General features: G+C 56.1%; 29 protein-coding genes. 11 read left to right on the plus strand and 18 right to left on the minus strand.

Translation table 11 applies throughout. The annotated features are described in order from the left end of the window. Positions 1-122 precede the first annotated feature (122 nt). The 4 genes from rnhA to P0120_04995 form a co-directional block, all read right to left on the minus strand. Positions 123-1400 carry a ribonuclease HI gene (rnhA, locus tag P0120_04980; protein MDF0673683.1) on the minus strand — a complete coding sequence of 426 codons (1278 nt, stop codon included), beginning with the start codon at positions 1398-1400 and terminating at the stop codon, positions 123-125. A gap of 284 nt (positions 1401-1684) precedes the next feature. Further along, positions 1685-2242 (minus strand): DUF4136 domain-containing protein, encoded by a 558-nt coding sequence (locus P0120_04985; protein MDF0673684.1) that lies wholly within the window; start codon positions 2240-2242, stop codon positions 1685-1687. Between the two features lie 224 nt (positions 2243-2466). Then, positions 2467-2988, minus strand: coding sequence for a signal peptidase II (lspA, locus tag P0120_04990; protein ID MDF0673685.1), 522 nt, complete (start codon positions 2986-2988; stop codon positions 2467-2469). Between the two features lie 78 nt (positions 2989-3066). Beyond that, complete coding sequence (locus P0120_04995; protein MDF0673686.1) at positions 3067-3300, minus strand: hypothetical protein; 234 nt, start codon at positions 3298-3300, stop codon at positions 3067-3069. 225 nt (positions 3301-3525) lie between these two features. Here P0120_04995 and P0120_05000 point away from each other — a divergent pair, with 225 nt between their 5' ends. From P0120_05000 to P0120_05010, 3 genes are read left to right on the plus strand one after another with little or no spacing between them, the layout of a single operon-like run. Next, positions 3526-4182, plus strand: a complete 657-nt coding sequence (locus P0120_05000; GenBank protein MDF0673687.1) for a DUF2959 domain-containing protein — start codon at positions 3526-3528, stop codon at positions 4180-4182. 27 nt (positions 4183-4209) lie between these two features. After that, a complete protein-coding gene (locus P0120_05005) occupies positions 4210-5070 on the plus strand; it encodes a zinc metallopeptidase (protein ID MDF0673688.1) in 861 nt (286 codons plus the stop codon). After that, positions 5067-5513, plus strand: coding sequence for an FUN14 domain-containing protein (locus tag P0120_05010; protein MDF0673689.1), 447 nt, complete (start codon positions 5067-5069; stop codon positions 5511-5513). Before P0120_05005 ends, P0120_05010 begins: the two co-directional genes overlap by 4 nt. Positions 5514-5700: 187 nt before the next feature. Here P0120_05010 and P0120_05015 read toward each other — a convergent pair whose 3' ends face one another. Beyond that, positions 5701-7266: an HEXXH motif-containing putative peptide modification protein gene (locus P0120_05015; protein ID MDF0673690.1), complete on the minus strand. Its 1566-nt coding sequence runs from the start codon at positions 7264-7266 to the stop codon at positions 5701-5703. 231 nt (positions 7267-7497) lie between these two features. Between P0120_05015 and P0120_05020 the strand changes: the two genes are divergently transcribed. The 6 genes from P0120_05020 (at position 7498) to P0120_05045 (ending at position 12893) form a co-directional block, all read left to right on the plus strand. After that, positions 7498-8937: an NFACT family protein gene (locus P0120_05020; protein ID MDF0673691.1), complete on the plus strand. Its 1440-nt coding sequence runs from the start codon at positions 7498-7500 to the stop codon at positions 8935-8937. A 381-nt stretch (positions 8938-9318) separates the two neighbouring features. Beyond that, positions 9319-9546, plus strand: a complete 228-nt coding sequence (locus P0120_05025; protein MDF0673692.1) for a helix-turn-helix transcriptional regulator — start codon at positions 9319-9321, stop codon at positions 9544-9546. A 215-nt stretch (positions 9547-9761) separates the two neighbouring features. Then, positions 9762-10151, plus strand: a complete 390-nt coding sequence (locus tag P0120_05030) for a hypothetical protein (GenBank protein ID MDF0673693.1) — start codon at positions 9762-9764, stop codon at positions 10149-10151. 19 nt (positions 10152-10170) lie between these two features. Beyond that, a complete protein-coding gene (locus P0120_05035; protein ID MDF0673694.1) occupies positions 10171-10539 on the plus strand; it encodes a hypothetical protein in 369 nt (122 codons plus the stop codon). A 227-nt stretch (positions 10540-10766) separates the two neighbouring features. Beyond that, positions 10767-12479 carry a kelch repeat-containing protein gene (locus P0120_05040; GenBank protein MDF0673695.1) on the plus strand — a complete coding sequence of 571 codons (1713 nt, stop codon included), beginning with the start codon at positions 10767-10769 and terminating at the stop codon, positions 12477-12479. 279 nt (positions 12480-12758) lie between these two features. Continuing rightward, a complete protein-coding gene (locus P0120_05045; protein ID MDF0673696.1) occupies positions 12759-12893 on the plus strand; it encodes a hypothetical protein in 135 nt (44 codons plus the stop codon). Positions 12894-12930: 37 nt separating this feature from the next. Here P0120_05045 and P0120_05050 read toward each other — a convergent pair whose 3' ends face one another. Continuing rightward, complete coding sequence (locus tag P0120_05050; GenBank protein MDF0673697.1) at positions 12931-13320, minus strand: HI0074 family nucleotidyltransferase substrate-binding subunit; 390 nt, start codon at positions 13318-13320, stop codon at positions 12931-12933. After that, positions 13301-13765: a nucleotidyltransferase domain-containing protein gene (locus P0120_05055; protein MDF0673698.1), complete on the minus strand. Its 465-nt coding sequence runs from the start codon at positions 13763-13765 to the stop codon at positions 13301-13303. The genes P0120_05050 and P0120_05055 overlap by 20 nt, the downstream gene beginning before the upstream one ends. A gap of 342 nt (positions 13766-14107) precedes the next feature. Between P0120_05055 and P0120_05060 the strand changes: the two genes are divergently transcribed. After that, positions 14108-14611: a response regulator gene (locus P0120_05060; GenBank protein MDF0673699.1), complete on the plus strand. Its 504-nt coding sequence runs from the start codon at positions 14108-14110 to the stop codon at positions 14609-14611. Positions 14612-14651: 40 nt separating this feature from the next. Here P0120_05060 and P0120_05065 read toward each other — a convergent pair whose 3' ends face one another. The 11 genes from P0120_05065 to P0120_05115 all read right to left on the minus strand — a co-directional run bounded on the left by P0120_05065 (position 14652) and on the right by P0120_05115 (position 24334). Continuing rightward, on the minus strand, positions 14652-15191 hold the full coding sequence (locus tag P0120_05065) for a 2OG-Fe(II) oxygenase family protein (GenBank protein MDF0673700.1): 540 nt from the start codon (positions 15189-15191) through the stop codon (positions 14652-14654). 260 nt (positions 15192-15451) lie between these two features. Then, positions 15452-15784, minus strand: a complete 333-nt coding sequence (locus P0120_05070) for an RNA-binding protein (GenBank protein MDF0673701.1) — start codon at positions 15782-15784, stop codon at positions 15452-15454. Positions 15785-16023: 239 nt separating this feature from the next. Further along, the gene (locus tag P0120_05075) at positions 16024-16815 is read right to left on the minus strand and encodes an ABC transporter permease (protein ID MDF0673702.1); all 792 of its coding nucleotides are present in this window, start codon (positions 16813-16815) and stop codon (positions 16024-16026) included. A gap of 190 nt (positions 16816-17005) precedes the next feature. Next, entirely contained in the window at positions 17006-17413 is a 408-nt protein-coding gene (locus tag P0120_05080) for a hypothetical protein (GenBank protein MDF0673703.1), read from the minus strand. Continuing rightward, positions 17410-18153, minus strand: coding sequence for an ABC transporter ATP-binding protein (locus P0120_05085; protein MDF0673704.1), 744 nt, complete (start codon positions 18151-18153; stop codon positions 17410-17412). The genes P0120_05080 and P0120_05085 overlap by 4 nt, the downstream gene beginning before the upstream one ends. Before the next feature lie 15 nt (positions 18154-18168). Continuing rightward, entirely contained in the window at positions 18169-18879 is a 711-nt protein-coding gene (locus P0120_05090) for a cytochrome c3 family protein (protein ID MDF0673705.1), read from the minus strand. Further along, the gene (gene mobB / locus P0120_05095; GenBank protein MDF0673706.1) at positions 18863-19381 is read right to left on the minus strand and encodes a molybdopterin-guanine dinucleotide biosynthesis protein B; all 519 of its coding nucleotides are present in this window, start codon (positions 19379-19381) and stop codon (positions 18863-18865) included. The genes P0120_05090 and mobB overlap by 17 nt, the downstream gene beginning before the upstream one ends. 94 nt (positions 19382-19475) lie before the next feature. Further along, the gene (locus P0120_05100) at positions 19476-20774 is read right to left on the minus strand and encodes a molybdopterin molybdotransferase MoeA (GenBank protein ID MDF0673707.1); all 1299 of its coding nucleotides are present in this window, start codon (positions 20772-20774) and stop codon (positions 19476-19478) included. Then, a complete protein-coding gene (locus P0120_05105) occupies positions 20771-21742 on the minus strand; it encodes an Mrp/NBP35 family ATP-binding protein (protein MDF0673708.1) in 972 nt (323 codons plus the stop codon). Before P0120_05105 ends, P0120_05100 begins: the two co-directional genes overlap by 4 nt. A gap of 43 nt (positions 21743-21785) precedes the next feature. Then, the gene (gene tatC / locus P0120_05110; protein ID MDF0673709.1) at positions 21786-22727 is read right to left on the minus strand and encodes a twin-arginine translocase subunit TatC; all 942 of its coding nucleotides are present in this window, start codon (positions 22725-22727) and stop codon (positions 21786-21788) included. A gap of 98 nt (positions 22728-22825) precedes the next feature. Beyond that, complete coding sequence (locus P0120_05115) at positions 22826-24334, minus strand: Do family serine endopeptidase (GenBank protein ID MDF0673710.1); 1509 nt, start codon at positions 24332-24334, stop codon at positions 22826-22828. Between the two features lie 271 nt (positions 24335-24605). Between P0120_05115 and P0120_05120 the strand changes: the two genes are divergently transcribed. Further along, positions 24606-26471, plus strand: a complete 1866-nt coding sequence (locus P0120_05120; protein ID MDF0673711.1) for a caspase family protein — start codon at positions 24606-24608, stop codon at positions 26469-26471. Positions 26472-26504 lie beyond the last annotated feature (33 nt).

Below are 26504 nucleotides of genomic sequence, written 5' to 3' on the forward strand. Positions count from 1 at the left end.
AATAGAGAATCTTCTATCATCAGACTTCGCTCAACCTTCCGAGCCATAGGCCCAGCGAGCGCGGGTGAGATCGTGATGTGATGGTCTGTTACGTGCGCCTACCGATTTGTGCCCGGCGATTATTACCCAGGCAAGGCCTGATACCAGCCATTGGCCTGAACGAGGGTGAGCTTCCTGTCGAAGAGTCGGCTGAGCTGATCGCTGGTGAGCAACGCGGACTTGGCGCCATCGGCAACGACTTTCCCGCCTTTCAAGAAAACGACTCGATCGATCTCGGGAGGAATTTCATGCAGATGATGCGTCACAAGGAGCACGGTTTTCCCTTTTCTGATCTGAGCGCGCAGGAAATCGAGGTACTGAAAGCAGGCCTGAGGATCGAGGCCGCTGGTTGGTTCATCGAACATCAGCACCAGCGGGTCATGCACCAATGCTCGGCCCAGCAGAAATCGTCGCTGCTCGCCGGTGGACAGATGGCCGAAGCGGCGGCCGGACAAAGCCATAATTCCCAATTCCTGCATCACCTCATAGGCCCTGGTCACCTGCGTTGTAGTGAACTGTTGGTATTCATAGGTATCGTTGCTGGCATAGAACCCGGAAAGGATCACGTTGAGCCCTTCGGCACAGATTAGATAGTCTCGTTGGAGATCGTGAGACACCATACCGATTTGTTTGCGCACATCCCAGACATTCCAGCGTTCATCACCGAAGAGTGCCATCCGCGTTTCATCTCTCGCCATCACATGGACTTCGCCCGACAACAATTTGAGAAGCGTCGATTTTCCCGCTCCATTGGGGCCAAGAATGACCGCATGTGTTCCCGCTCGCAAGTCGAAGGAGAAATCCGAGAAGACGCAGGTATCGCCGCGATAGACCGTGGCATGCTCGATGTCAAGGATTGAGGCGGAACTGTCTGATCGGCTTGCCTTTTTATCAATTGATCCCCGGATTGGTTGCTGGACTGGTTGACCGGCATGCCGAGCCTGTTCAAGACCGGCGCGAGCCAACGCATCCGCCCGCTCATTCTCCGGGTGTCCGTTATGCCCCCTGACCCAGTGCCATTCGATCGTATGCTTGGCAACCAGCGCATCGAGTCGCCGCCACAAGTCTTCATTTTTCACCGGGTCTTTGCCTGCCGTTTTCCACCCACGCTGCTTCCAACTGTGAATCCATTCACTCATGCCCTTCTGGACATATTGCGAATCAGTGTAGACTCGAGCCCTCACTGGCTGCGTGAGTAACTGCAACGCTTCGATGACAGCGAGCAACTCCATCCGGTTGTTGGTGGTCGCCGGCTCACCGCCACAGAATTCCGTTTCAGCGCTGCCGTCCCGCACCAAGACCCCCCAGCCCCCAGGACCGGGGTTTCCGCTGCAGGCGCCGTCTGTATAGATGTCGATCATACGGTTCCTCTTTCGATTTCGTCGTTCGCGTCTGGATTGTACTAGGTATGTTTCATTCGAGCTATCGCTCGAATCCAAGCAGAAAGCCGGCCTGTCGCACGCCCATCGGATAAGGCTTGTTTTTCGGAGCAGCACAATGAAATGCGCTCAGGAGGCGAGAATCCAATCTTACACCGATGCTTGAATGGCAGCTCCCTATATGATGAGGATCACCGCGTCTAGTATCAGGCCCGAGAGGAACACATCGTTGAACCAAGTTGAACCAAGCCAGCAAAGAATCGTCACTACTTGGTCCTGGACGGCGGATAATTTTTGAACGCTTTCTTAATCGCCTTCTCGGTCAGGTCGATGTTCTCTTCCACGCCTTCTCTCAACTCAGCCACCATGGTGGCTCGCCATACCAGTGTCTTGTTGGCCGGCTCGACCAGATCCGTAATCAGTGTCCCTTCTCGATACTCATACGACAAGTTCCCGGTGTAGCCGCTACCCCAGCCATATCCGTCTCCCCAGCTGGACGCCGGAGCACTAGGTCTGCTTTGCACTTCCTGCTTGTCTTTCACACCCACCCAGTAATGCACCAACAAATCCGGGTGCTGATCGAGGCTGATCTGCGTCAACCCTTTCTGCCGAAGTTCCCGCTCGAGCATGCTCTCGAGTCGATCCCGGACCAGTGAGTTGTCCAGTCGCCCGCCTTGATTCAGGTCCGTCATTCCGGTAAACGCAAATGTCTTGAACCGGCTGAAATCGATGGTCGAATCGAAGTCGGTCTTGACATCAATCGCGCTACACCCTACGGCACAGGCCACGAACATAGCCGCCACTCCGCTCCACCATCCCTGCATAGCGCAACTCCTTTCTCGAACTCGCCTGGCTCCTTTCGAGCCTGTGCCAGGATCTTCCTGCGCGGCCCTCTCGCGCACCCTGTCACAAGGAGGAGGCAGGCTCCGGCACCCCCCGCCCGCGATGGATGCCATCTGTATAGGCTGGAATCGATCGAGAGTCAACGGCAAGGCGGGAGAGATGTTCGAGAGATTCCGCAAGGACCAATTCAGCTGATCGTCAGCCACTATCGGTGGCTTCCACACCGCGGGGAACTCCGTGACAGGTCGAGCACAAGCAACAATACGCCGACCGTAATGCAGACATCGGCCACGTTGAAAATGCCGGTGCGGACGCTGCCGATGCCGACATTCATGAAGTCAATGACGCGTCCATCGTGGAGCAGGCGATCCAAAAGGTTGCCTATGCCTCCGCTGAGCACGAGGCTCCAAGCAGCGACGGAGAACGGCGGCATCTGCTTGGCCCCGAAGAGTACAATTGCCATTCCGACAAGACACAGCGCAGGGAACGCTTGGAAGAGAATGACTCGTAGCCCCTCGGACAACCCGCTGCCGAGACTCAAGAAGGCTCCCGTGTTCTGGGCATACTCCAGGCGAACAGTATCGTGGAGCCACGATCGAGGGGGCTCGAAGGCTAAGTACTGTTGCGCAACATCTTTGGTGAGTTGGTCGCAACCCACACAGCCAACGAGCAGTAGAAGTATCAACAGGTCTCGTTTGAACCGCACTGTTGAGAGCCTGACGTTCATCCTAGGTTTCGAGGAAGTGGCTCAGCCATTTCTTCTCCATCGCTCGGTCCCTGCTACTGCCTACCTTTCGAGTGAGCATCAAGACGACTCGTCCTTGCGGGGACGGCCGACAGGCAACTTTCCCTTTCTCTTCTTGAAACGCTTCCCTTTTTCCAGATTTTTGAGCGCGGATTGGATCGCGGACTCGACGACACCGGTGAGCGTCAGCTTTGGGCTCCAGTAGACGACCGTTCGCAACCGCTCGACCATATCGGCAGAAAGAGACAGCGTGACCCTTTCCTTTCGCTTCGTGATCTGCCGTTTCTGTTTCATGTGATCATCTCCTTCACAATGTGGCTGGGCCTGTATTCACCGTTTATACTTGCATATCATGCTCTATTCCATACACGCAAGTGGACTTTGCGGTCCGGCCATTTGCTCATAGAATTCCGGCCTGGGGTCTTTTCCACTGCACGCTCATCAGGTATGATGCAAAATCCTAAGGCGACTTTTCCGGGTCACCGATCCTTCGACCCCACTCCGAGTAGCGAGGCGATCATGGTGCGATTCGTTCTGGCCATCATGCTGGTGTTCATGCCCTTGAGCCTGTCTTCCTGCGACAAGGCCTATCTGGCGACTATGGAGAAGATGGGCTATGCCAAACGCGACATCCTCAGCAGTCGTGTCAAGTCGGCGAGGGATGCGCAAGAAGATGCGAAGAAAGAGATTCAGAGCACCCTTGAGCAATTCGGCAAGGTGGTCTCCTATGAAGGAGGAGATCTGGAAGCCACCTATAAGAAACTGAGCGGTGAACTGGAGACAAGCGAAGACAGTGCCGAGGCGGTCAGGAAGCGCATCGCGGACGTCGAAAGCGTGGCTGATGCGCTCTTTTCGGAGTGGGAGAAAGAACTCGGTCAATACTCGAGCGCCGACCTGCGCCGGAAGAGCCAGGCCAAACTCACCCAAACGAAGGGCCGCTACCGAGAGATGCTTGCGGCCATGAAGCGCGCGGAGCAGCGGATTGAACCGGTCCTCAAACCCCTGCGCGATCAGGTCCTCTACCTGAAACACAATTTAAACGCGCGCGCGCTCGCCGCCATCAAAGGAGAACTCGTGAAAGTGGATGCGCAGGTCGATCAGCTGGTCAAAGATATGAACCGTTCCATCGCCGAAGCCGACAAGTTCATTCAGTCGATGGAGAAGGAATCGGACTGAGTGTGTGCAACGTGAGGGAGGTCGCCGATGCGTATCGAAGACCAACGCGAAAGCGACAACATCGAAGATCGTCGAGGCATGGGCCCGGCCCGGATGGGGAGAGGCGGCCTCGGCATCGGCACCGTTGTGCTGGCGCTCGCCGTCAGTTACTTCACGGGCGTCAATCCCCTGACCGTGATGAATCTCCTCAGCGGCGTCCAGAGTATGACCGAGGTGTCCGCCCCATCTGAATCCGGCCCAGTCGGCGCCCCTCAAGACCAACTGGGCAAGTTTGCCTCCGTCGTCCTTGCAGACACCGAAACGACCTGGCGAAATCTTCTCGGTCCTCGGTACGAGGAGCCTCGTCTGGTGCTCTTTTCAGGAGCCGTGCAGTCGGCCTGCGGCACGACGTCGTCGGCTGTTGGGCCGTTCTACTGCCCCAACGATCACCGGGTCTATTTGGACCTTGCGTTCTTCGAAGAAATGGCGCATCGTCTAGGGGCGGCGGGTGACTTTGCTCAGGCCTATGTGATCGCCCATGAGGTCGGCCATCACGTGCAAAATCTCCTTGGCGTCGCCGAAAAAGTGCATCGCCTCCGACGACAGGTGTCTGAAGTGGAAGCCAACGCGCTTTCGGTCCGGCTGGAACTCCAAGCTGATTGTTATGCCGGTGTCTGGGGTCATCACGCCAATCGCGAACGAAACTTGATCGAGCCCGGGGATTTTGAGGAAGGACTCCGCGCGGCAGCGGCGATTGGTGATGATCGATTGCAAAAAATGTCGCGCGGCCATGTTCAGCCGGAAAGCTGGACCCACGGCTCATCTGAACAGCGGATGACCTGGCTCAAGCGCGGTCTCGAGTCCGGTGACCCCTCAGCCTGCAACACGTTCGACAGGAAACGACTATGAGCAACGTACCAGCTCAGACTCAGAGTGGTGGCTTAGCCAAGGCCCTGGGAACACTCGCGTCCGACCCTCCCTGGGCGGCCAAATCGTTCCTCGCCGCCAGCGCGACGACCGCCGCCGGGCTCGGCGCCTGGCTCACCGACATGATGTCGCCGGCCCTCGCCCGTGGGGGTGCCAGCTTTCTCGGCGGGTTCTTGATCGGCTGGGCATTCCGAAAAACCGTGAAACTCGCTCTGTTGATCGCCGGCTCATTGCTGGTGCTCATCGCCGTCCTCAAAACGACCGGCTGGATTCACCTGGATTGGACCTTGATCCAAGCGGATACGACTCGTACGCTTGATTGGGCTCGAGGCAAAGCGCAGGGTCTCAAGGAAGTGCTGGCCGGCTATCTCCCCGCAGCCGGCGCAGCCGGCGCCGGAGCGATTTTTGGGTTGCGAAAGAAGTAACTTCCAGCAGGCTGCGGAAAAACCCTCCGTTCATCCTTCGATCAACTCAGGACAGGTCCTTCGAGAGCCTCAGGACGAACGGAGCGGCCATTGAATGTATTGAGGTTTTCCGTTCGTGCTGAGCTTGTCGAAGCACACATATCGAGTTTTTCCGCAACCTGCTAGAGGTTGGTCTCGTTCATTCACGCTACACCTTCCCTAACCGTACCGGCCCATGGGTTTGGCGGGCCTGTTGGAGTTCTTTCACATGCTTCCGCAGGGCCTGGCCTAAAGTAGAACGCTCGACTTCTCGTTTGAATCGCTCGCTTTCACGTTCAACCTGATCGATCGTTTCGGTCAGTTGTCCGACTAAGCGCCGGCCCGAACCGGTGAGCCACCCGAGATGATGATCGGCGTACTGCAGATCTTGTAGTGAGTAGCGGACGGATGCGATCTCCTCTAAACAACGAAACCGTGCCCGCTGCAAGTCTCGCTGACTAAGTCCCGCATTCTTCCATCTTATCGCTCCGCCTCGCCCCGATCCCCAGGACGAAAGCCGCTGGAACAAGAGCGCTCCCATGGTGAAGGTAAAGGTCGCGTGAAGAATTCCACGCAACGGCCGGAGGCTCCGCCGCCACGGCGAATAGAAGATCTGCCGGTTGTGGTCTCCACGATACATGACATACTTTCTTAATAAGAGGTTCAAGTGGTGATGGCTGTTCTCATGGATGAGATCGTCGATCAAATCGAGATTGCCACGATCGAAACAGTTGATGAAGGACAGCCCGGGTCGATGCCGGTAGCTGAAGCTGACGACCCCCTTCGCCTGCAGCGGGACAATGCGGAAGGTTAAGAGCGCCAGCACATCATGACCTTCAGGCCATGCGAGCCGGATGGTCTGCCAGGCGCGGCCAATGCGTTCGACTTGTCGCTGATCAGTGGCCTTCACCGTTCTCGGCTGACGATCCTTCCCGTAGACGAGGGTCGGGCCGACGGTGACGGGACGGTTGCCGCTATGGATTGCGGCGATTGGTGGATGGTAGGCCCACTGCCATCGCCCCATTTCTCCCCATCTCAACCAGATTGAGGAAACGATCTTGCCGGTCTTCACTGTGATCCCGGTCGGCTCTATTCGAAACGTGACGCGTCCTGACGACTGCCTCAATGCTCGTTGTACATCGTGCGGCGCTGAACACCATGCTCCATCGCGGTCCACGGAGAGCGTTCCCGCGGCTTCGCTGCGCTCGAAGTTATCCACCAACAATCCCGACACATCCCATGTTCCCATCTTCCTCCGGCCGCACCACTTGATCAACGACGCGGGATCAAACCAGAGCGACTCCTGGGTCAATTCCTGCGCCAATCGTCGACAGAGCGCGAACAACCGCGTTTCTAATCCACTTGCTTGAGGTTGGCCCGTCGGAAAAAGATCTTCCAGGTAGCCATGTTCAAAAAACTTCTCCTGACACTCGTCAAACAATTGTTCTGCAAACTCGGGCCGATCTTGTTCGCTCTTGAGCTGCCTGAGCAGATCCAAGAGATACACGAGATCATTCAGCGTCTCGATCCATCCGACAACTTTCCAGTTCGAACAAGCTTCTGGCTTGAGGCTTGAGTGGAGCACGTCGAAGAAACCAGTGGGAAGCTGGAATTCTCTGGCCAGATCAGCATGGTCGGCATGCAGTTCTTGGCACAGGTCGATCAACAACCGCCGCATCGAGAGACGAAACTCATCCTGTAATTGCGTGAGCCGCTGCGGATCGAGAAGGCGCATGGAGGAACAACTAGGCGTGAGATGCCGGGAAGACTCTAGCGTAGCGCGAGAGATGACGCAAGCTCGCTCGGCCAATGATGCTGGATCGCTCTCGCGGTTGCGAGTTCTTGCGGCACGTCGTAGAGTGGCGGCTTGAACACTCGTCCTTGCGTCAAGAAGCTTGTGATGTGATCTAGCGCATGCCGACAATTCGAGGAGGTAGAGACTGTCCACTGACATTGGAATTGACTCATGGCCTTGAATGCTTCCGACCTCATGCAGGTGCTTCATGAGATTGCTCCCGTCCTGCGTAGAGGATGGTTCCAAAAAATTCATCAGCCGACCGCCCGTACCTTGTTGTTCGAGGTTCGTGTGCCGGGACAGACGCATCGGCTCTTGATCTCCTGCGAACCGGAAACCACTCGTCTGCATCTCGCGAGCCATTCACCGCCTAATCCCCCGACACCTCCGCCGTTCTGTCAATTCATGAGAGCCCATTTCCAGGGAGCGAGAATCGACGACATCCACCAAGTTGCGAATGATCGCATTGTTGAAATTCAAATCACCGGCAAGGAAGGGTCCCGTACGATCCTGTGTGAATTGATCGGCAAAAAGGCCAACATCTTGGTCCTCGATGCAGAGCGACGAGTGCTGAGGGACCTTGCCGGCCAACGAGCCCTTGTCGGACAACCCTATGCACCACCGGCCATCCGTGAGATCGGTCAAGAAAGAGCAGCGGCTCGGTTCTCGGGAATTGCCGACTCCCTGTTTCCTATCTCAGCGGAAATCGAGGCGTTCTATCAGAACCAGGATGCGGCACGGGAGGTCGCCCAGGCCAAAGACTTACGCATACGATTCCTCAAGAAGGCACTCAAGAAACAAGTACGATTGCTCGAAGCCTGGCGGAGCGATCTATCAAGAGCCACCACCTATCGCGACTATGCCCGGTATGGAGAATTGATCAAGGCCCACCTCGGTGCGATCGCGAAGGGAACTGATCATATTGAGATGACGGACTATTTCGACGACAGGCTTCCTACCATTACGATTCCGCTCGACCCTATGAAATCAGCCCAGGGCAACATGGATGACTACTTTCGAAAACATCGAAAATTTCTGGCAGCTGAACGTGAACTCAGGCCACGTATCGAGCGAGCCGAGCAGGATGTGTGTAGAATTCGCCAAGAGATCAAGGATATCGAGCAAGGAATCTGGATTCCGCCTGCCATCCCGCCTTCTTCTTTGAATGCTAGGACCATCGCTCGATCAACCAGTGACAAGAACCACTCGACCGACGCTCAACGTCGGGGTCCATTTCGCCGCTTCACCTCCACGGATGGGCTGTCGATCTTCGTCGGACGCAATGCCCGAGAGAACGACGAGCTGACGTTCGGTCTGGCCAAGAGCGACGATCTCTGGCTACATGCCCGTGGGACGCCGGGGTCTCACGTCGTCGTGAGATTGAGCAAAGGAACCGATCCGCCGCCTGAAACGCTCCGTGACGCCGCGACTCTGGCGCTGCTCTACAGTGACTTAAAAAAAAGCGGCAAAGGCGAGGTGATCTACACGCGGCGCAAGTGGGTCAAGAAGGCGAAGGGCCAGGAGCATGGAGCGGTTGTCGTGACCCAGGAAAAATCGCTCTTCGTGTCGTTGGATCGCCACAGGCTGGATCAATTAAAGGCACGATCATAGGACGATCAAGGAGCCACTTGCTCAATGATAGTCACCCGGAGTATCCACTCACCGAGGCTTGATTATCTAGTTAATACTTAGTAGCATCCGCCCAGTTGCTGTTGGTTCGAACCACCGCTTCTTCGGACAGGACCTCTGTGCAGCCAGGCTCCTTTTCTGTAGTTCGAGCTATCGACGCATCTTTCAAAGGTGCGGTCCCCCCCCCCCCGTAAAAACGCCGCGCTCATCTTTCTCCAGGATCATTCCTCGACTCCAGTCGTCACAACTGGGCACAGCGCCTTGGTTCGCTCTCGCCATATTGATCATTCCGTGGCTGGAGGCATCGGATTATTGTGCCGTTCCGCCCAAGAGTCACCAAAAGATAGAGGGGGGCCTGTCACCGTGTCATTGCAAAACGAGCCTGTAGCGACTTCGATCAAAAAGTTATCTTGTCTGACGAACCGAGAGCGAGAAGTGCTCGAAGCAGTCGCGACCGGTGAGCCGAGCAAGGTTATCGGTCGGCAATTCGGCATCAGCTCCAGAACGGTCCAGAAACATCTTCAGCGAGTGTACGCCAAGCTCGGAGTGAGAGGCCGAATCGCGGCTGTACTCCTGTTCAAAAAACCCTGACGGTCGGCGATCAATCAGTGGCGCCACATATACGCGCTTTGGCGTACGACTATTGTAGGGTTGCGTGCGAATGACCGAAGGACTACAAGGCGTCCGTAGCAAGGAAAGATGGATAGGCTATTCATGCGGAGATTCATGAAGCTGCACGCCGGGTACCCAGGCAAAGGGAAAAGTAGCCTGGCCCTCTATTTCTCATAAGCACCGAGGAGAAGACTATGAGTGAAATGTTAGAGAGAGAACGGCGCATATGGTGGGCCAGTCCTTATACATTGGTGATCTTGATGATTATGACACTGCTCACCGCCGGGTGCAGTACGCGCATTGCTGATATGACCGTCATTACAACGAGAATAGTCGCTCTCGATCGTGTCGATTTGGATAAGCTCCCCACGAAACGACGTGTCGCTGGCGAGTCGACACGATGGACTATTCTGATTATCCCGCTCGGGTTTCCAACTATCAAGGAAGCTGTTGATGATGCCCTCGATAAGGGAGGCGGCGATTTAATGACTGATGCAGTTGTCACCTCGGAAGGATGGACAGCCATACTGTTTGGTCTGACTCGTCTTAAAGTGGAAGGCGACGTTGTGAAGACACGGAACTAATTGCGCGGGAGGATAAGGTATGGGGATGAAACGGAGTCGATCGGTGGGACCATCAGTGCTAGCGGCTTGGATACTGCTTGGAGGATGTACTATCAATCACGGTGACTTTACGGTGCTATCGAATAAGCTGGTTAACACAAAGGAATTTGATCTGTCGAAGGCCGATCGAGTAAAGGGCGTGACCGGCACTGATGAGACTCACATCATCCTATTTATTCCTACCAAAGGAAATATCACGCTGAAGGGGGCAATGGACGATGCAATGGCCAAAGGCAAAGGCGATGTCATGACCGATGTGACCATCAAGACCTGGTTTTGGTGGATTCCGTATATCTATGGGAATGGAGGATGGGAAGTGAAGGGCGATGTTGTAAGGACTCGCCAGTAAAGCGTGACAATCCTGGCACCGTCACGGAGAATGAGTCAAATCAGCGAGCCCAGCTGACCAAGTGCTGATAAGAGGTGTTGCCATGACAAGCCGAGTAGAAGTAGCGGAAGAACCCCTCTCGATTTCCCCGTCAGTGGATCCGAAACTGGTCGGTATCCGGGGATGGCTCAAACGTGTCAAGGCGACTTTTGTCAACTGATTAGGTTGCTCTATCTTCCGGAGGAACTATGCGACTCGAACGATTGCGTGTGATTGCTGTTTGTATCCTTGCCGCTGTGACGGTCGCATGCGGCGGCGATGGGGGTGGTAGTGGTAGCACCGGGGCGCCTCCGGCGGCGACTCCGCTCACCGGTGTCTTTCTCGATAGCCCGGTTCAAGGGCTTGGTTACAGCACAACTCCATCCGGGCTTTCCGGCATTACCGATGCGAACGGGCAGTTCAACTACGATCAAGGCGATACCGTGACATTTAATCTGTATGGCCGGACAATTGGGGCAGCCGTGCCGGCTGCACCGGTGGTGACGGCGCTCTCGGTGTTCAACGCCACAAGCTTATCCGATCCTCGCGTGCTCAATCTGTCGCAACTCTTGCTGACACTGGGAGGGAACCCTTCCGGAGCAAACCCGATCACAGTGCCAGCAACACCGCCGGCAAACTTTCCATCTGCACTGGATTTCTCAGCCACGAACTTCGACACCTCGTTCCCTGGACTCACGCTCGTCTCAGAGGCTGATGCGACGACGCACCTGCAGGAAAGCTTTGCCACCCTCTCGGTCACACTCGCCGGGAGCAACGTCGGGGGTGCAGTAGTAAAGTCTGATCCGGCAGGCATCAATTGCGGCACCGTCTGCACTGCAGCCTATATCAAGGGAAGTTCCGTCACCTTGGCCGCTACAGGGGCTGGATTTACCGGCTGGAGCGGCGGAGGCTGTACTGGCACCGGCGCTTGCGTGGTCACGCTGAATGCAAACGTGACGGTCACAGCGACGTTTGGCACGTCGTTACCGACAATGACGATCCCGCGCGCCGGTCATGCAGCGGCACGCCTCGCAAATGGGCAGGTTCTTATTACGGGAGGGTTCAGTTCTTCGGTCTTCCCAGGCGCCGCCATCAATACCGCCGAGTTGTACAATCCCACGACCAACACCTTTACAGCCATCACTGGCAGAATGCAGTCAACGCGCGGGAACCATACCGCTACGCTGTTACCTGATGGCAAGGTCCTCATAGCGGGTGGGCAGATCACTGACAATGATGGGGACGGCAATGACAGCGCGGAGTTGTACGACCCGGCTACCCAGACCTTCACGGCCATTTCGAATCGCATGATCGTCCCTCGTGGATCACATGTGGCGGTCTTGTTACCGAACGGCCAGGTCTTGTTGGCGGGAGGATTTAATGGCGGGTTTAATGACCTTCCCGTCGCCCACAACTCTGCAGAACTCTACGACCCAGCCACCCAAACCTTCATGGCCATTTCAGCTACAATGACATCCAACCGTAGTGACAAGCCCGCAGCGGATTTGATTCCCAATGGGAAGGTCCTCATAGCCGGTGGGGAAAATCCTTCCGGCACCTTAAATACTGCGGAACTCTACGATCCAGCAAGCCAAACCTTCACAGCGATCAGCGCCACAATGACCTCCGTTCGTGGGGGACACACGGCAACCCTTCTTTCAAACGGAAAAGTCCTCGTGACTGGCGGGGCAGATATTTTAACCGCAAGACCACAGCCAACTGGCCACACGTTGAGCTCAGTAGAAACCTTCGATCCAACCACTCAAACGTTTACAGCTGCTACTCCCTCGATGGGAACAGCTCGAGCCTATCACCAAGCAACAGCGCTGGCGGACGGTACGGTCCTCTTGACCGGTGGAATAAACTTTGTCTCCAGCAACTCTTTCGTGGTGCTCAATACGATTGAGATTTATAGACCATAAGAGGTGCAGACACAATTGCAAAGTTATGACATGGGCACTCGGCTATTATGACTTGAAGAAGAGCGGAAAAGACGATGTGGTTTACATGCGGCGCCCTCATTGCGGGCCGCGATCCGATTCACCCGCCTATGCAGGAAGCCACGGCTGTGAACCCGTGGAGGAATGCGCAACGATGTCCTCCGAAGCTTTGGCGAAGGAGGACACACTTCGGCGAGGTGTCGCCGAAGAACCACCAGGGACCACGGCTGTCAGGCCGTGGGGCTCCACTTCGCTACTCCCATGAACAGCACCACCCCGTTCATCAAGACCGTTCGCGGGTTTTATGACTATGCAACGAATACCCTCTATTGTGTGAAATGGCATTTTGAAATCTGCGGGCATGCCGCATTGGGCCAGTTCCATCCGCAGCATTGAGCGGTCGTCAGAGGTGTTCCTCTCTCAATGCGGGCACCTATTGGCTTATGCGACGCGTCAGCTCGACATGCGCTTGGCGAAGGAGTCGTAAATATCCGGGTAAATGAGAGTAGATGATTTCTGCCCTGGCTTCATTGTAGGTATGGCTGGTGAGATTGCGGTCTTCCAGCATGTGAAACCAGTCTGAATGCTCCGGGATCACGCCCAATTGGAACGCCGTGCGAATACTGTCTTTCGGTGAATACGCCTCCAGCCCTGTTTGCTCAGCATAGGCTTTCAAACTCTTCCAGAACAATTCAAACGTAAACTCGAAACGCTGGATCGCAGAATCCCGCACAAACTCATTGACCGGCTGTGTCAGCGCCCCTTCCAATCGAACAAGAGCCGTATCCAGCAGTCGCAACAGGTTATGCAGCTTGTCGGTCATAGAGCGTCATCGTGTGCTGGCGCGCGACAGACTTGAACGACTCTTCGAGACCGCAGAAGTCGACGACGTCCACCTTCTGGAGGATCGGCAACTCGTCAAATGCCTCCCGCAACGCTGCCAATTTTTCCGGCGCAATCACATGGCCGATGTCGATCCCAACATCAATGTCCGATCGGGGTGATGCACTCCCACTCGCGTGGGAACCGAAGACAAAGAGATGCACGCGAGTTTCTTCGGCAAGAACGGTAAACGCCACTTCCCGAGCCTTCTGCTCAACGAGCGACAGAATTTGATGTTGCGCGCCTTGCATAAAAGTTCCTGGGCGATAGTCCTTAGGTCTGTATAGCCGCTCCATCGGCAAAAGGCAAGACAAGTTAGTCCGATCGTTGCGCGGAGGCTTTGGCGAGAAATGGAATGTGAGGTCTGCCGCCATGAGCTGCACCATGCCGCTCCTGGGCCAGTTCCATTCCCGGCATACTCCTCCATCAAGACAACTGCCGGCGAAACCGCAGACATCATTACACAGAGTTGCTGGTAGGCGCCAGGGGCATTGGCGCGCATCAATGCCATCCTTTTACTGGCTTTCCTAGATGTCTCCGATTTACTGGCCCCCTTGAGCGCCCACGGCCAACAGCTCACACATCAGCGAGCGTAACTCGCTGCGGCCCAGACGCCATACACTCGCTCAAGTCCGTTATCACAGCGGTAGAGATTCGACTACGTGCGGAAATGACTTTTCCTCGCGCTGGAGGATGTTCAGCACTATGATGGGACCGGGAGGACCCACATGGAGGATCAGAGGGGTCGATCATCAGAGGTTTCGCCGACCATCCTCGTCGTCGACGACGAACTCTCGATCATCAGACTCTGCAAAGCCTTGCTGGAAGAAGCGGGGTTTAGGGTGCTCGGAGCAGAGGGCAGTTCGGAAGCTCTCAAGATCTGCACACAGCATCAAGGACCGATCGATCTATTGCTCACAGACCTGGTCTTACCTCCACCGGGTTTTCAGCTGACCCCACCCTCCAACCAATTCCCGCACGTCAACGGTCATGAACTGGCGGTTCGCGCAACCATGATCCGGAGCGGTCTCCGCATCATCCTAATGTCGGGGAATCCTGATAAGGAACTTGCCAGTCATGGGATCAGGCGGGGAACACTCCCGTTCTTGGCGAAGCCGTTCGAGCGTGACCGCCTGATCGCCCTCGTGAAAAACGTACTCGCACAACCGGCGCCGACCCTTGCAGTAGAAAGGCGGCCATGCGCCGCCAACGACACCGATTGGTTCGGTTGAACCTGGTATCCCCTCATCTCCACCGTAACTTGCTCATCTGCTATGCATGTTCCGTCATGAACCATCCGGCGATCGATAACCGCCGATGCTGACCGGCCGTTGGGTCCACGCGGCAGACTCGGTGGTATCGAGGGACGGTAAACATGACGAGCGATCCGGGGCGAGGTTCGATACAGTGGGTCGGCGTCAGATTGATAGGCCCTCCGGTGCGATCCGCTCGTTGCTCGTAGATGATCAATTCACCCCCCCAATCGGGCTGCCATTCCTCATGAAAGTAGGTGACGACGGCGATCCGACGCTGCAAGGCTCGACGGCCCTTTACGAAACGACCCTGATCCGTGTCGTCATGGGTCAAGAGGCAGTCGCCGGCGGAATACGAGTAGTAGTTGAATCCCACATGACGCCCGATGATATTCGGGAAAGATTCGATATGGTCTCGAATGCAGGGGAGCTGTAGCCTCGACAGAAATCGCTGCCCCTCCCCCGAGCCGATTTCAGCTTTTGCCCAGTTGCCGGAATTCGGAAAGTCTTCTCGAGCGTTCGGTAGATCGGAAAGGCTTTTCCAGACAGTCTGATTCATTGCTTCTCGAAAGAATTGCCGCTCTCCTGACGACCAAAAGTTCTCCACGACGAGCACAGGGCTTCTCTGAAATGAGAAGGAGGATAACTCAGCCGGCTCTATGGTCGATTGGGCAACATTCATGTTTTGTCACGGCCATAGGGATCGGACATACGTACCAGCGGCTCCGATCTCTTATCCTCCCGCTCAGTTCACAAAGAAAGAAGGGGCTGCCACTTTCCATGGCAACCCCTTCAATGTGCTCCGTGCTGACCGATCAATTACCAGCGATCGCGCTTTCCGCCGCCTCCGCTCCGACCGCCACCACCGCCGAATCCACCACGCCCCCCGCCGCCTGTACGCGGTTCTTGAGGACGTGCTTCATTGACTGTCAAAGTCCGGCCACCCATATCCGACCCATTGAGGGCGGTGATGGCTGCTTGCGCCTCGGAATCCGACGACATTTCCACAAAGCCGAATCCACGGGATTGGCCGGTGAACTTGTCCGTGATGATCCGCGCCGAGGCCACTGCGCCATGGGCTCCGAATAAGTCACTCAATTGCTGCTCGGTCGCCGAATAGGGCAACCCACCGACATAGATCTTCGAACCCATCGGGGTTCCTCCTTTAAAATAATGACATTGTCTTGAACACGAGGAACGGGGAAGGAGCGGGCCGAAGACGCAATCGATGCAGCGACTTAGGTCTGACTTCCGACAAGATTCCCGGACAAGGCAACATCGGCATTGTGGGTCTCTTCTGAATAGAAACTCGGCATCGCCGAGACCCAGGGCGACACGAGCCAAAGCTAGACTAGCACAGGGATTCGACAATTACAACCATACTCCCCGCCTTACTCCCCGACTCGAACCAAGAGCCCTTGGTCTTTACAATAGGCAACCGTCTGATAGAACCATGCGACGACGCCGACGAGCAATGCCCCGTTCAGGCACACCGCCCAGGCAAGGTCCCCAAGGGGTGATGCGCCTGCACCCAAGACAGTCCGCATGCCCTCAAAGACATGGGCTGCCGGATTCGCCATCGCAATCATCTGCAGCCACGTGGGCAACACTTCCATGGGATAGAACACACAGGAGATCGGCTGGAAGAGAAACACCATGCTCCAGGCGAGCACTTCAGCCTCTTGTCCGAACCTCATGATGAGTGAGGTCGTAAACACGCCGATAATCCAGCCCGTAATGACCAAATTGAGTACGAACGGCATCAGCCATACCCCGACGATCAGGATATTATACGAATAAAACAGGAGGGCACAGCCCGCCATGACAATCGAGACAATCGTCACCTTCATTACGCTCATGGCCATCGTGGCGGTCAGAAACTCGCTTGGTTTCAGCGGGCTGGCGAACAGATTCATCAAGTTACGCGCCCAGAGCTCTTCGAGAAAGGAAATGGTGACTCCCTGCTGCGATCGGAACAACATGTCCCAGAGGATCAAGGCGCCCAAAAAAAAGGTGACGAATCCAGGAACCTGGCTTTGGTATCGAGCGAGATAGAGCGTGATAAACCCCCAGATCACGAGATCCAGGAAAGGCCAGTAAAAGATTTCCATGATGCGGGGCAAACTGCGTCGGTAGAGGTACAAATGCCTGACGACCAATGCCGTGATGCGGTGCAGTTTCATCGGCAGGTCCTTCCCGCATTATGCATGACAGTTCGTCGCGAAATCGCCAAGCCGCGTCGTGAGACCGGCGCGCGGAGCCCGGAGGACCTGAGGCGTACTCGTGCAGTACGTCGAGGGTCCGAGGGGCGAGCCCGCCGGCCGCAGGCTCGTCGGAACAGCGGATCGGCGATTACAGCAGAAGTGTTCATGATTAATGCGGGACATGATCATGTCCCTCGTGGCAGCCCCCGCATCCCTGATGTACACCAAGCAGGTCATCCATGAGATGCCGAATCCCCGCGACCAGGTGCGTCCCTGCCCGTTGTCCGTCGGGCATACGCCGTAACCAAAGGCCCGCCAACACCGTCGGCATCACCATGAGTCCCGCTGCGAACACAGCCGTCATACGTTCAAGGTGCCCCATCCACCACACAAGAATGATCGCCAAGGCAAGCGGCACAAAACCTCCCGTCAAACTCATGAGGACGATACGCCAGCTGCACGTACGTCGGCTCAGACCGACCAGGCTGATCGCCGACCAAAACAGACCCCAGACCGCGCTGAGTGCAAGCCCTCCCGTAAGGAATCCGGAGACACTATCGATCAAGACGTCCGTCACGATGATGACTGTCCTGGCTCCCGTGCAAACTTCAGGAATACCTCTTCCAGATCGGCCTTTCCGAATCGGTCGACAATGTCTTGCGCCGTTCCCTCCGCCACGATGCGTCCCCGCTGAAGAAAAATGATGCGATCCGACATTTCTTCCATTTCGCGCATGTTATGTGACGTGTAGAGGATGCTTAAGCCGAATGATCGCCGCTCTTCTTTCAGCAACGATCTGATCTTGTCCGCGATATCAGGATCCAAACTCGCCGTCGGCTCGTCAAGAAAGAGGATGCGCGGTTCGGTAAGAAACGCTTTCGCCAATGTGAGTCTCGTCATCTGACCAGACGACAATTTGCGGGTAATCTTACCGCGGAACTCCTCCATCTCCAGCTTTTTGACGATGTCGTTGACGCGCCGAGCGATATCCGAAATCCCGTAGAGCCGCGCCACAACCCATAAATTTTCTTCGACCGTCAGCGACTGGGGCATGGAGATGTAAGTAGACGAAAAGTTGACCTGCTGCAGAATCTCCTCACGATGAGTCGAAAGATCCAGACCAAACATGTGAATCGAGCCGGCCGTGGGGGTGACGAGCCCCAAGAGCATCTGTATGGTAGTGGTCTTCCCGGCTCCGTTCGGCCCCAACAGCCCCAGAATTTCTCCCGGCCTGATCTCAAAGGACACCCCATTGACCGCCGTAAAGTCGCCGAACCGCTTGGTCAGTTCAGACACTTTCAGGACTGGAGTGGACATCACGTTGACGAACGATTAGTTGAATAGCAAAGCGCCGCTGACCTTCTCCGGGAGGTGGCAGGTCTCGCATTTGCGGTCCAACGTTTTCCCGCCATGCTGCGTCTTCCCATCGTGGCAACGGAAACAGTCGCTGAGCGCCCTCGCGCGGAGATAGGAGCCTTCCGGATGAGGCGGATACCAAGGCTTGCTGTCGGCCGACACATGTCCCCGTGGAATGACAATGGGATACCCCTTGATGGGTTCATCATGCACGACACCGGAATGACACGTCGTACATCCTTCACCCCGTCCACGGGCGCTGAAAGCCTCCATGTGTCGGCCATGGCTCATGACTAAGCCCACCTCTTTCACCGGCGACGGAAGATCGCGCGGCGCCGTTTCAGACACACGAAGGATGTGACGATGGCAACCGAGACAGACTCCGGAATCTACTCTTGCCTTGAGATTGTGTGCATCGGTCGGCGTCCCGAAGACGTAGATAGCCAGATCTCCGACTCCTGCCAAGACCTTGTCGGATAACCAGCCTTGAACCCCAGGTCTTACGTGACAGGCAACACAGGTGACTTCCTTATGGGAAGACTTGGCCCAGCTCTCATAGGCAGGGGCGATCGTGTGGCATCCTGCACAGAATGTCGGCTGGTCTGTAAACGGAATCGCAATTCCACCCAGAACCAAGGCTCCGGCACCAAGGCTCAGCACGAGCGTGGCCTTAGACTTCCAGCTCATGCTCCCGGCGTCTACGAGGGAACTGCTTGATCAAGAGGTCGGCGACCCCGGCCACATCGTCCAGATGCAGCACAGGCACAGGAAGATCGAGTGTCCTGTCGGAGACTACCGCGAGAAGGCCGTCGGAAGAGTACGCAATTTCACCGAGCTGATCACGAACGATGAGGATCTTCGGATACCCTTCGCTTTTCCACCCTTCGGCGATAATGAGATCATAGGAGGCGTCTAAGAAACGATCGCGCACTTCCTCCACCTTCAGCTGTTCGGAGACATCGGCAAACAGGGCGAGGCTGCCCTTCGCTACCACCACAACACTACCGGCACCGGCACGTTTATGGCGCCAACTATCCTTCCCTTCCGTATCAAGATCAAACCCGTGGCCGGTATGTTTAACCGTCGCCACACGGTATCCAGCCTTGACCAACTCGGGAATGATGCGCTCAATCAAGGTTGTTTTACCGCTGTTCGACCGGCCGATAAAAGAGACGATCGGAATAGACATGAGGATGTTCACTCATCAGTCAATAGTCATTGGGCGTGGGAAGCGAGAGTGAGCTTCTCCAGTGGCCGATGACCAGTGACCAATGATTCCTTCTCTAGCAACAGGACAACCGATGCCCGCCGGCACTCCCATGCTCAGTCGAGGTGAGCCACGCTTCGCCGCTCAGTAACTGAACCGCTACCTCGTCGCCGGGATTCAGACGCTCAACTGCCACCGGCACATCGATGAGACAATTCGCCTTAACCATAGAGGTGAGAATACCAGAGCCCTGGTCTCCGGTCGTTCGGACCTTGAACACACCTTCTTCCTGCGTGAGAATGCCGCGCAGGAAATGCCTCCGATCGGTCCGCTTGGAAAATCGTTCCTGGAACATGGCCTGAACCACCGGACGGCCATAGCTCCGACACCCGCTCATTTTCAGTAATGCCGGTCGCACCAATTGCTCGAAGGTCACCATCGATGAGACCGGATTCCCTGGAAGACCGAAGGCAAGCTTTCCCTGAATCTTGCCGAAGACCAACGGCTGACCGGGTCGGATGGCGAGTTTCCAAAAATTCATCTCGGCGCCGAGTTCACGGAACACCGCTTTGGTGAAATCATAATCACCCATCGACACCCCGCCGGACAACACCAACATGTCGGCATTCAACCCATGGGAGATCTTCTCTTTGAGGGCCATCGGGGTATCGCGCGCGATGCCGAGTAATAACGGAATGCCCCCCGCTTCCTGCACAGCCGCGGCAATTCCGTAACTGTTCGAATTGATGATCTTCTCCTCGCTGAACCGCTCGTCCAAATCAGCCAACTCATCACCAGTCGAAAGGATCGCCACTCGCGGCCGCTGGTAGGCGAACACAAACGACTTCGCGAGTATCGCCAACATTCCTGCCTCGCTGGGACGGATTCTGGTCCCTTTCGCGATGATGCGGTCTCCTTTTTTGACGTCCTCCCCCTGTGGTCTAATGTTGGCTCCTTTAGGTTCCGCCTTAAACACGCGGACCGAATCAGGTGTATGTTCCGTATCTTCGACCTTCAGGACTGTATCAGCCCCTTGGGGGATTGACGCCCCGGTCATGATCCGGATGGCCTGACCAGAACCAACTGCTTTTGACGGCATCCTACCGGCGGGAACATCCTCAATGACCGAGAGAGTGACTGGTTGCCGAATGGCTTGCTCCTGCTTGATATCCTCCCATCTGACGGCAAACCCATCCATGGCTGAGTTATCCCACGGCGGATTATCTCGCTCAGCGACGATGTCCTCACCCAGGACACGACCCAAGGCGTCCAGAATCGAGATTTTTTCGAGACCCAACACCGGCGCAGCATCGAGTACCACCTGTTGCGCATCGTAGAGTTGGGTCAATCCGGTCATGGCATCCGCGGCTTTCACTGACTGTCTCCCTTCAGCAATCCCGTCGTTGTCCGCCCCACTTTCACCAACGATGCGCCTTTTTTACAGAAGGCTTCAACCTGATTGGCAATACGGTGATACGCTTCGGCCGTCGGCTGGTCGGAGTTGAACAGCGCAAAGGGCTCACCCGCATCGGACTGTGTGACCACGTCCGGGTCGAGCGGAATCCGCCCCAAAAACGGGACTCCCATGTCGAGCGCAGACGCTTCGCCACCGCCCTTCCGGAAGACATCAATATGAGTATGGCAGTTCGGACATTCGAGCCCGCTCATATTTTCCACGATCCCGATGATCGGCACCTCGCTGTCCTTGCAAAACGTGACGGATTTTCTGGAATCAAGGAGTGCCACTTCTTGTGGCGTGGTAATAATCACGGCACCGCTCACCGTGCCGAGCAGATCGATCGTCGTAACCGACTCGTTCCCGGTTCCCGGCGGAAGATCGATCAGGAGAAAATTCAAATCCTGCCAATCGACCCCTCCGAGCAGCTGATTGATGAACTCGTACTTGTAGGCATCGCGCCAGATAATCGGATCATCCGAGTTCTGCAGCAGAAACGACATCGAGGCAATCTTCAAATTGTACGCTTGGAAGGGAATAATCCCTCCGGAGGTGCTGATTTTAAGCTTCTGACCTTCCGCACCGACCATTTTCGGAATGTTGGGGCCGTGAATGTCCATGTCACAGATACCGACATGCCATCCTTTGAGCGCAAGGCTCACCGCGATGTTTGTCGTGCACGTGGTTTTTCCCACACCTCCTTTATTGCTCATGATGAGGACTTTGTGCTCGATGCGCTCCATCCGTTTGGCGACCAGCCATCGGCTATGGCCTTCCTTATCCTTTTGGCACCGCTCGTTCTCGTCGCAGATGGCGCACGCCCACATATAGGTGCAGGCATCTCCATCTCCGCTTCCGTTATTGATGACGTTGAGTTCACGTGCCATAAGATTTCTTTTCTGCGACCATTGCCGTCGATCGCCCTCGTCGTTAGTGATGTCGTCCTCCGGGAACGCTGACATAGTCATCGCCGGTAGATTTCGACATGGACATACCTGAGGCAGCCCCTCCAACCCCTGCCCCAGCCATGGCGACTGTCGGAATACCGGCCTGATGACTTTCAGCAGATGTGTTCTTGCCAAAACACTTTGCACCGAAGATGCCGACCCAGTACAGGAGAAACATGGGTCCGGCCATAAGCGTCTGATTAAACGGGTCCGGCGTCGGAGTCAGAATCGCAGCAATGACAAATGATCCCAACAGCGCCCACTTCCAATACTGAATCAGGAACGGCGCATCGACCCACCCCAACTTGGCCATGAGGGTGATGGCCAACGGTACTTCAAAGATCAGCCCAAAGACCATCAAGAACCACAGGGCAAACCCGACATATTGAGCGATCGAGATTTGCGGCACGAATCCGGCGTTCACTCCGTACGAAATCAAAAAATTCAAGGCGAATGGAAGCACGAAGAAAAATGAGAATCCGGCCCCCGCGTAGAACGCCAATGCGCTCACACAGACGAACGGCCCGACAAACCGTCGCTCCTGAACGTGAAGTCCAGGAACGACGAATCTCCAGATCTCAAACAAAAGATAGGGCATGGCGAGCACGATAGCGAACAGGCCCGCTACCTTGACGTTCTGCCAGAGTGCCTCCGCCGGCGCAAGGAAGACAAACGGCACCGTCGGCAAATCGGTCGGTTCCCAGGTCAATTTGCTCGGCACGAACATATTCTGGAGCGGAACCCGCAACCACTTGACCAAGGTATCGGCATAGAAAAACGTCCCCATGAACAGGACCGCCAGAGCGATCACCGCACGTGTGAGCCGGACCTGGAACTCTACGAGGTGCTCCATGACCGGCATCTTCTTGTCTTCCAGCGGCTTGAAGACCGAATCTTGCAGCCACCGGTTCAGCTTGTTCAGCACGCAGCCTCGTAAGTTTCGGAATCTGTCGATCTGATGATCTGACGATCGGGCTTCCGGCAATCAACAGATTGACAGATCAACAGATGCCCCTACGCTTCCTACTTCGGATTAATCGCCACAAACAGGCTGTTTCCTTGTCGATTGACCAACAGCACCGCAAGTTCGTCTTTCTTGATCTTTTCCGCGGCCTTTTGATAATCGCCGAGCGTCTTGATCGGCTCGTGATTGACCTCTTGGATCACGTCGCCACGCTGGAGTCCGGCTGCCTCTGCCGGTCCACCAGACTCGACCGACGTGATGACCACTCCGGCCGTCTTCGCGGAAATGTTCAACTGGCTCATCAACGCGTTATCCAGCGTCTGGACACGCAATGACGCGAGCACATTGTCAGGAAGTTTCATCGTTTCTCCCGACTCCTTCGGCGGCGCCGGTTCTTTCTTTGCCAGTATTTCATCCGACGGGCGTTCGGCCACCTTCACGACGAGCAGTTGTTCCTTGCCTTCGCGCAAGACTTTGATCTGGGCGTCTTTTCCCACCACCGTTCTTGCGACAAGGTTGCGCAGCTGGCTGACGCTTTGAACCTCCTTACCGTTAAATGCCACGACCACATCGCCTCGCTTTACGCCGGCGGCATGGGAAGGGCCATTTTCATTGACATCGCTGATCAACACACCTTTCCGCTGCTCTGGAAGTTTGAACGATTTCGCCAAGGCCGGCGTAATTTCCTGGATCGCGACGCCCATCCATCCGCGTACGACCTTGCCCGTTTTCTGCAGACTCTCCACGATGTCGAGAGCGATGCTGCTGGGAATCGCAAACCCGATCCCTTCCGATCCCCCGGTTCGCGAGAAGATCGCGGTATTGATACCGATCAGATCTCCATTCATGTTGACGAGAGCCCCGCCCGAATTTCCGGGATTGATCGCCGCGTCGGTCTGAATGAAATCTTCGTAGTCGGCTATTCCGACATTCCCACGCCCAAGGGCGCTGATGATGCCGAGCGTGACGGTCGAACTCAGGCCAAACGGGCTTCCAACCGCCAGCACAAGATCACCCACCTGTAACTTTTCGTACTCAGCCCACCGCAGCGACGGCAGATCCTTGGCGTCAATCTTGACGACCGCCAAATCCGTCTTCGGATCTGTACCCACCACCTTCGCCGAAAACTCGCGCCGATCGCTGAGGGTCACAGTAATCTGAGTGGCTCCCTCTACGACGTGATTATTGGTCACGATGAACCCATTGGAATCCAAGATGACTCCGGATCCCGCACTCTGATCAGGGCGGCCATGCGGCGTGGGTGGACCATGCGGAATCGGCGGAGGGGTCGGCAATTCTCCTCCTCCCGGCTCATCCCCCGGAGGAGGGGCCCCGAATGGACCGGGAGGAACCCCTCCTCGCCTCCGGCTCCCTTCTCCCCCACCCGTCACCGCGATATTCACAACGGCCGGGGTGGTTTTTTTCACGATATCCGAAAAGCCTTGAGCCCATGCTGGAGGGACCCCTGCAGCTGATGCGGATGACACGCATCCACTGCCGGATAGAGCCCATACAATTAGTCCGCTGCCGAGAAGGATCTTCGTCGCTTGCTGACTCCAGTTTGCCATAACTGAATTCCTCCAGGATGTGACTCTCATCGAGAGTGCTATTGGGAACGAGCATCTTCACATGATCGAACACTCCATATTACACTACTCTTTCAATAGGCTTCAAAGAGGAAAAGTCCGCTTCTCTCATGACTTCCGCCATCAGGAAGACCGATGAATAACTCCCGGTCGATTCCGACCTTGCTCTACCTCTGCCGGCCGATTGCTTTCGCTTGATGTTTCCAGTACGGTGACGGACGGTCCGAGGGGGCTTTTGACATAGGGCTAGACATTGTTTCTAGGAAACCCGCTCAATCGCAGAGGGCAAGCGGCAGGGGCATGGATCGGATGTGCGCTCCTCGTTCTTGCCGCTTGCGTCAAACACCTGGAATTTCCACCGCTGGGGGAGCCGTTACCCGCCAGTGCCAAGCTGGAAATTCCCCCATCGATCCAAGCCCTGACGATTCGCTACAGCGATTCCTGTGGACAGCTCCAGGATATTCCGCTGGGAGATCGACTGCAGGAGGCCTTACGGGAAGGAATTCATCAAACGTTCAAGACCACGTTTGACGAAGGCACCAGTGACACCGCCACACCCGACTATGTCATTCAAGTTGACCGGGTCGATTCGTCCTTTGACTTGAATAAGGAGGCACTGTACGACCGAGCCCCTGCCGTCCTACAGCTCAACGCAATCGCTCGTATCCACGATCGAACGGGAGCGTTGCTCCACCAAACGGACATCAAGATTGCCCGTCGGGAACGGTTGCGACTCGAACAGCTCTCGAAGAACTGCAACTACATCATCGAACCATTCATCCGCGACGCCGCCATCGATTTTGCGACACATGTCTCTCTGTATGCCCGGCAAGTTGTAGCCGGCCAGCCTCCCTCATCTTCGGTCGAACCGAATCCCATGCCGATAGAGGGTTTGAGCTCTTCAGGATCGGCACCCTCAGGAACCCCATATCCTCCTGCCTCCACTGCTTCGAACCTTCGATTCAAGGCAACGCTCCTCGACGAGAACAGCAATCTGATTTTTGAAGCAGGCGAGCATGTGCGGGTACGTGTGGATGTCGTCAATACAGGGTCACAGCTGATTGAAAACGCTACCGCCTCGCTCACCGGAACTTCGGCGGTCATCGAACGGTTCCCCACGACCCGCTTGAAGATCCCGCCTCTGCCGCCCGGCCAAACAAAATCCCTGGAATTCATGGCGACGTTGCCCGTGACTGTCCAGGCAGTACAGGCCGAGATTCATGTCACCGTGGTTGAGACAGGAGGAGCCGCGGCGCCGCCCCAAACCCTCTCGTTGACCATTCAGCCGGCCGGTGCCGGTACGGACAACGTGCACCCAATTCCCGCGCCGGCGCTGGGTTTTCACCAGCCTCTGACCTACCTTGTCTCTATTGGGGTCGGCGCCTATCGCGATCCCAAGCTCTCACCCCGCCGCTACGCCCCGACGGATGCGGAGACCGTCGCCGCCTATTTTCAGTCGCTCGGTGGCGTACCCCCGTCCAACATCCGGCTGTTGCAAGATCAGGAGGCGCTCCGTGCCGATATCAACAAGGCGTTGTCCTGGTGGCTCCCATTGCATGCGGCCAAGAATGCCGTCGTAATCGTCTATTTTTCAGGACAGGCGATGGTGACACCAGCCGGCGACATCTTGCTGACCCCTTATGACGGCAATGCTGCGGACTTTGCCAGACTCTACCCGCTCAATGAGATTGAGTCAGTCTTCACCAAGCTCAAGGCCAAACATGTCATCTTCTTGTTTGACGGCATGGTGTCCAGACTTCCAGACAATGCCAAGATCAAGACCGCTTCACCCCGTTGGGAACTTGGGGGAGACAATGCGCTCGGGCTGATCGGAGGCGAGGACTTTACGAAGGGACTGGAAGACGACCAGCACCGCCACAGTCTGTTTACCTACTACCTCTTGAGAGGACTCCGAGGAGAGGCTGATACCAACCGGAACGGGACAGTCACCCTCGGTGAACTCGCCGGCTACGTGCGTCAGAAAGTCGCCTGGGCAGCGAAGTCTCAGTTCAATGAAGAGCAACGGCCATTGCTCTTTCCCTCGCTCAAACCGGACGACGCGGCCGCCTCGCTCGTCCTGACCGCGCTGCCTTCGCTCAGCTCTTCCGAAATGCCCTAACTTGCCAGACTCATGCGACAGCCGTTCTCCCAA

It is taken from the genome of Nitrospira sp. (genome assembly GCA_029194675.1).
GTDB lineage: Bacteria > Nitrospirota > Nitrospiria > Nitrospirales > Nitrospiraceae > Nitrospira_D.

Bases quoted from the DNA above. Each gene is read 5' to 3' on its own strand.
- rnhA (MDF0673683.1), bottom strand. From the start codon at position 1,400: ATGATCGACATCTATACAGACGGCGCCTGCAGCGGAAACCCCGGTCCT.
- P0120_04985 (MDF0673684.1), bottom strand. From the start codon at position 2,242: ATGCAGGGATGGTGGAGCGGAGTGGCGGCTATGTTCGTGGCCTGTGCC.
- lspA (MDF0673685.1), bottom strand. From the start codon at position 2,988: ATGAACGTCAGGCTCTCAACAGTGCGGTTCAAACGAGACCTGTTGATA.
- P0120_04995 (MDF0673686.1), bottom strand. From the start codon at position 3,300: ATGAAACAGAAACGGCAGATCACGAAGCGAAAGGAAAGGGTCACGCTG.
- P0120_05000 (MDF0673687.1), top strand. From the start codon at position 3,526: ATGGTGCGATTCGTTCTGGCCATCATGCTGGTGTTCATGCCCTTGAGC.
- P0120_05005 (MDF0673688.1), top strand. From the start codon at position 4,210: ATGCGTATCGAAGACCAACGCGAAAGCGACAACATCGAAGATCGTCGA.
- P0120_05010 (MDF0673689.1), top strand. From the start codon at position 5,067: ATGAGCAACGTACCAGCTCAGACTCAGAGTGGTGGCTTAGCCAAGGCC.
- P0120_05015 (MDF0673690.1), bottom strand. From the start codon at position 7,266: ATGCGCCTTCTCGATCCGCAGCGGCTCACGCAATTACAGGATGAGTTT.
- P0120_05020 (MDF0673691.1), top strand. From the start codon at position 7,498: ATGGCCTTGAATGCTTCCGACCTCATGCAGGTGCTTCATGAGATTGCT.
- P0120_05030 (MDF0673693.1), top strand. From the start codon at position 9,762: ATGAGTGAAATGTTAGAGAGAGAACGGCGCATATGGTGGGCCAGTCCT.
- P0120_05035 (MDF0673694.1), top strand. From the start codon at position 10,171: ATGGGGATGAAACGGAGTCGATCGGTGGGACCATCAGTGCTAGCGGCT.
- P0120_05040 (MDF0673695.1), top strand. From the start codon at position 10,767: ATGCGACTCGAACGATTGCGTGTGATTGCTGTTTGTATCCTTGCCGCT.
- P0120_05045 (MDF0673696.1), top strand. From the start codon at position 12,759: ATGAACAGCACCACCCCGTTCATCAAGACCGTTCGCGGGTTTTATGAC.
- P0120_05050 (MDF0673697.1), bottom strand. From the start codon at position 13,320: ATGACCGACAAGCTGCATAACCTGTTGCGACTGCTGGATACGGCTCTT.
- P0120_05055 (MDF0673698.1), bottom strand. From the start codon at position 13,765: ATGGTGCAGCTCATGGCGGCAGACCTCACATTCCATTTCTCGCCAAAG.
- P0120_05060 (MDF0673699.1), top strand. From the start codon at position 14,108: ATGGAGGATCAGAGGGGTCGATCATCAGAGGTTTCGCCGACCATCCTC.
- P0120_05065 (MDF0673700.1), bottom strand. From the start codon at position 15,191: ATGAATCAGACTGTCTGGAAAAGCCTTTCCGATCTACCGAACGCTCGA.
- P0120_05070 (MDF0673701.1), bottom strand. From the start codon at position 15,784: ATGGGTTCGAAGATCTATGTCGGTGGGTTGCCCTATTCGGCGACCGAG.
- P0120_05075 (MDF0673702.1), bottom strand. From the start codon at position 16,815: ATGAAACTGCACCGCATCACGGCATTGGTCGTCAGGCATTTGTACCTC.
- P0120_05085 (MDF0673704.1), bottom strand. From the start codon at position 18,153: ATGTCCACTCCAGTCCTGAAAGTGTCTGAACTGACCAAGCGGTTCGGC.
- P0120_05090 (MDF0673705.1), bottom strand. From the start codon at position 18,879: ATGAGCTGGAAGTCTAAGGCCACGCTCGTGCTGAGCCTTGGTGCCGGA.
- mobB (MDF0673706.1), bottom strand. From the start codon at position 19,381: ATGTCTATTCCGATCGTCTCTTTTATCGGCCGGTCGAACAGCGGTAAA.
- P0120_05105 (MDF0673708.1), bottom strand. From the start codon at position 21,742: ATGGCACGTGAACTCAACGTCATCAATAACGGAAGCGGAGATGGAGAT.
- P0120_05115 (MDF0673710.1), bottom strand. From the start codon at position 24,334: ATGGCAAACTGGAGTCAGCAAGCGACGAAGATCCTTCTCGGCAGCGGA.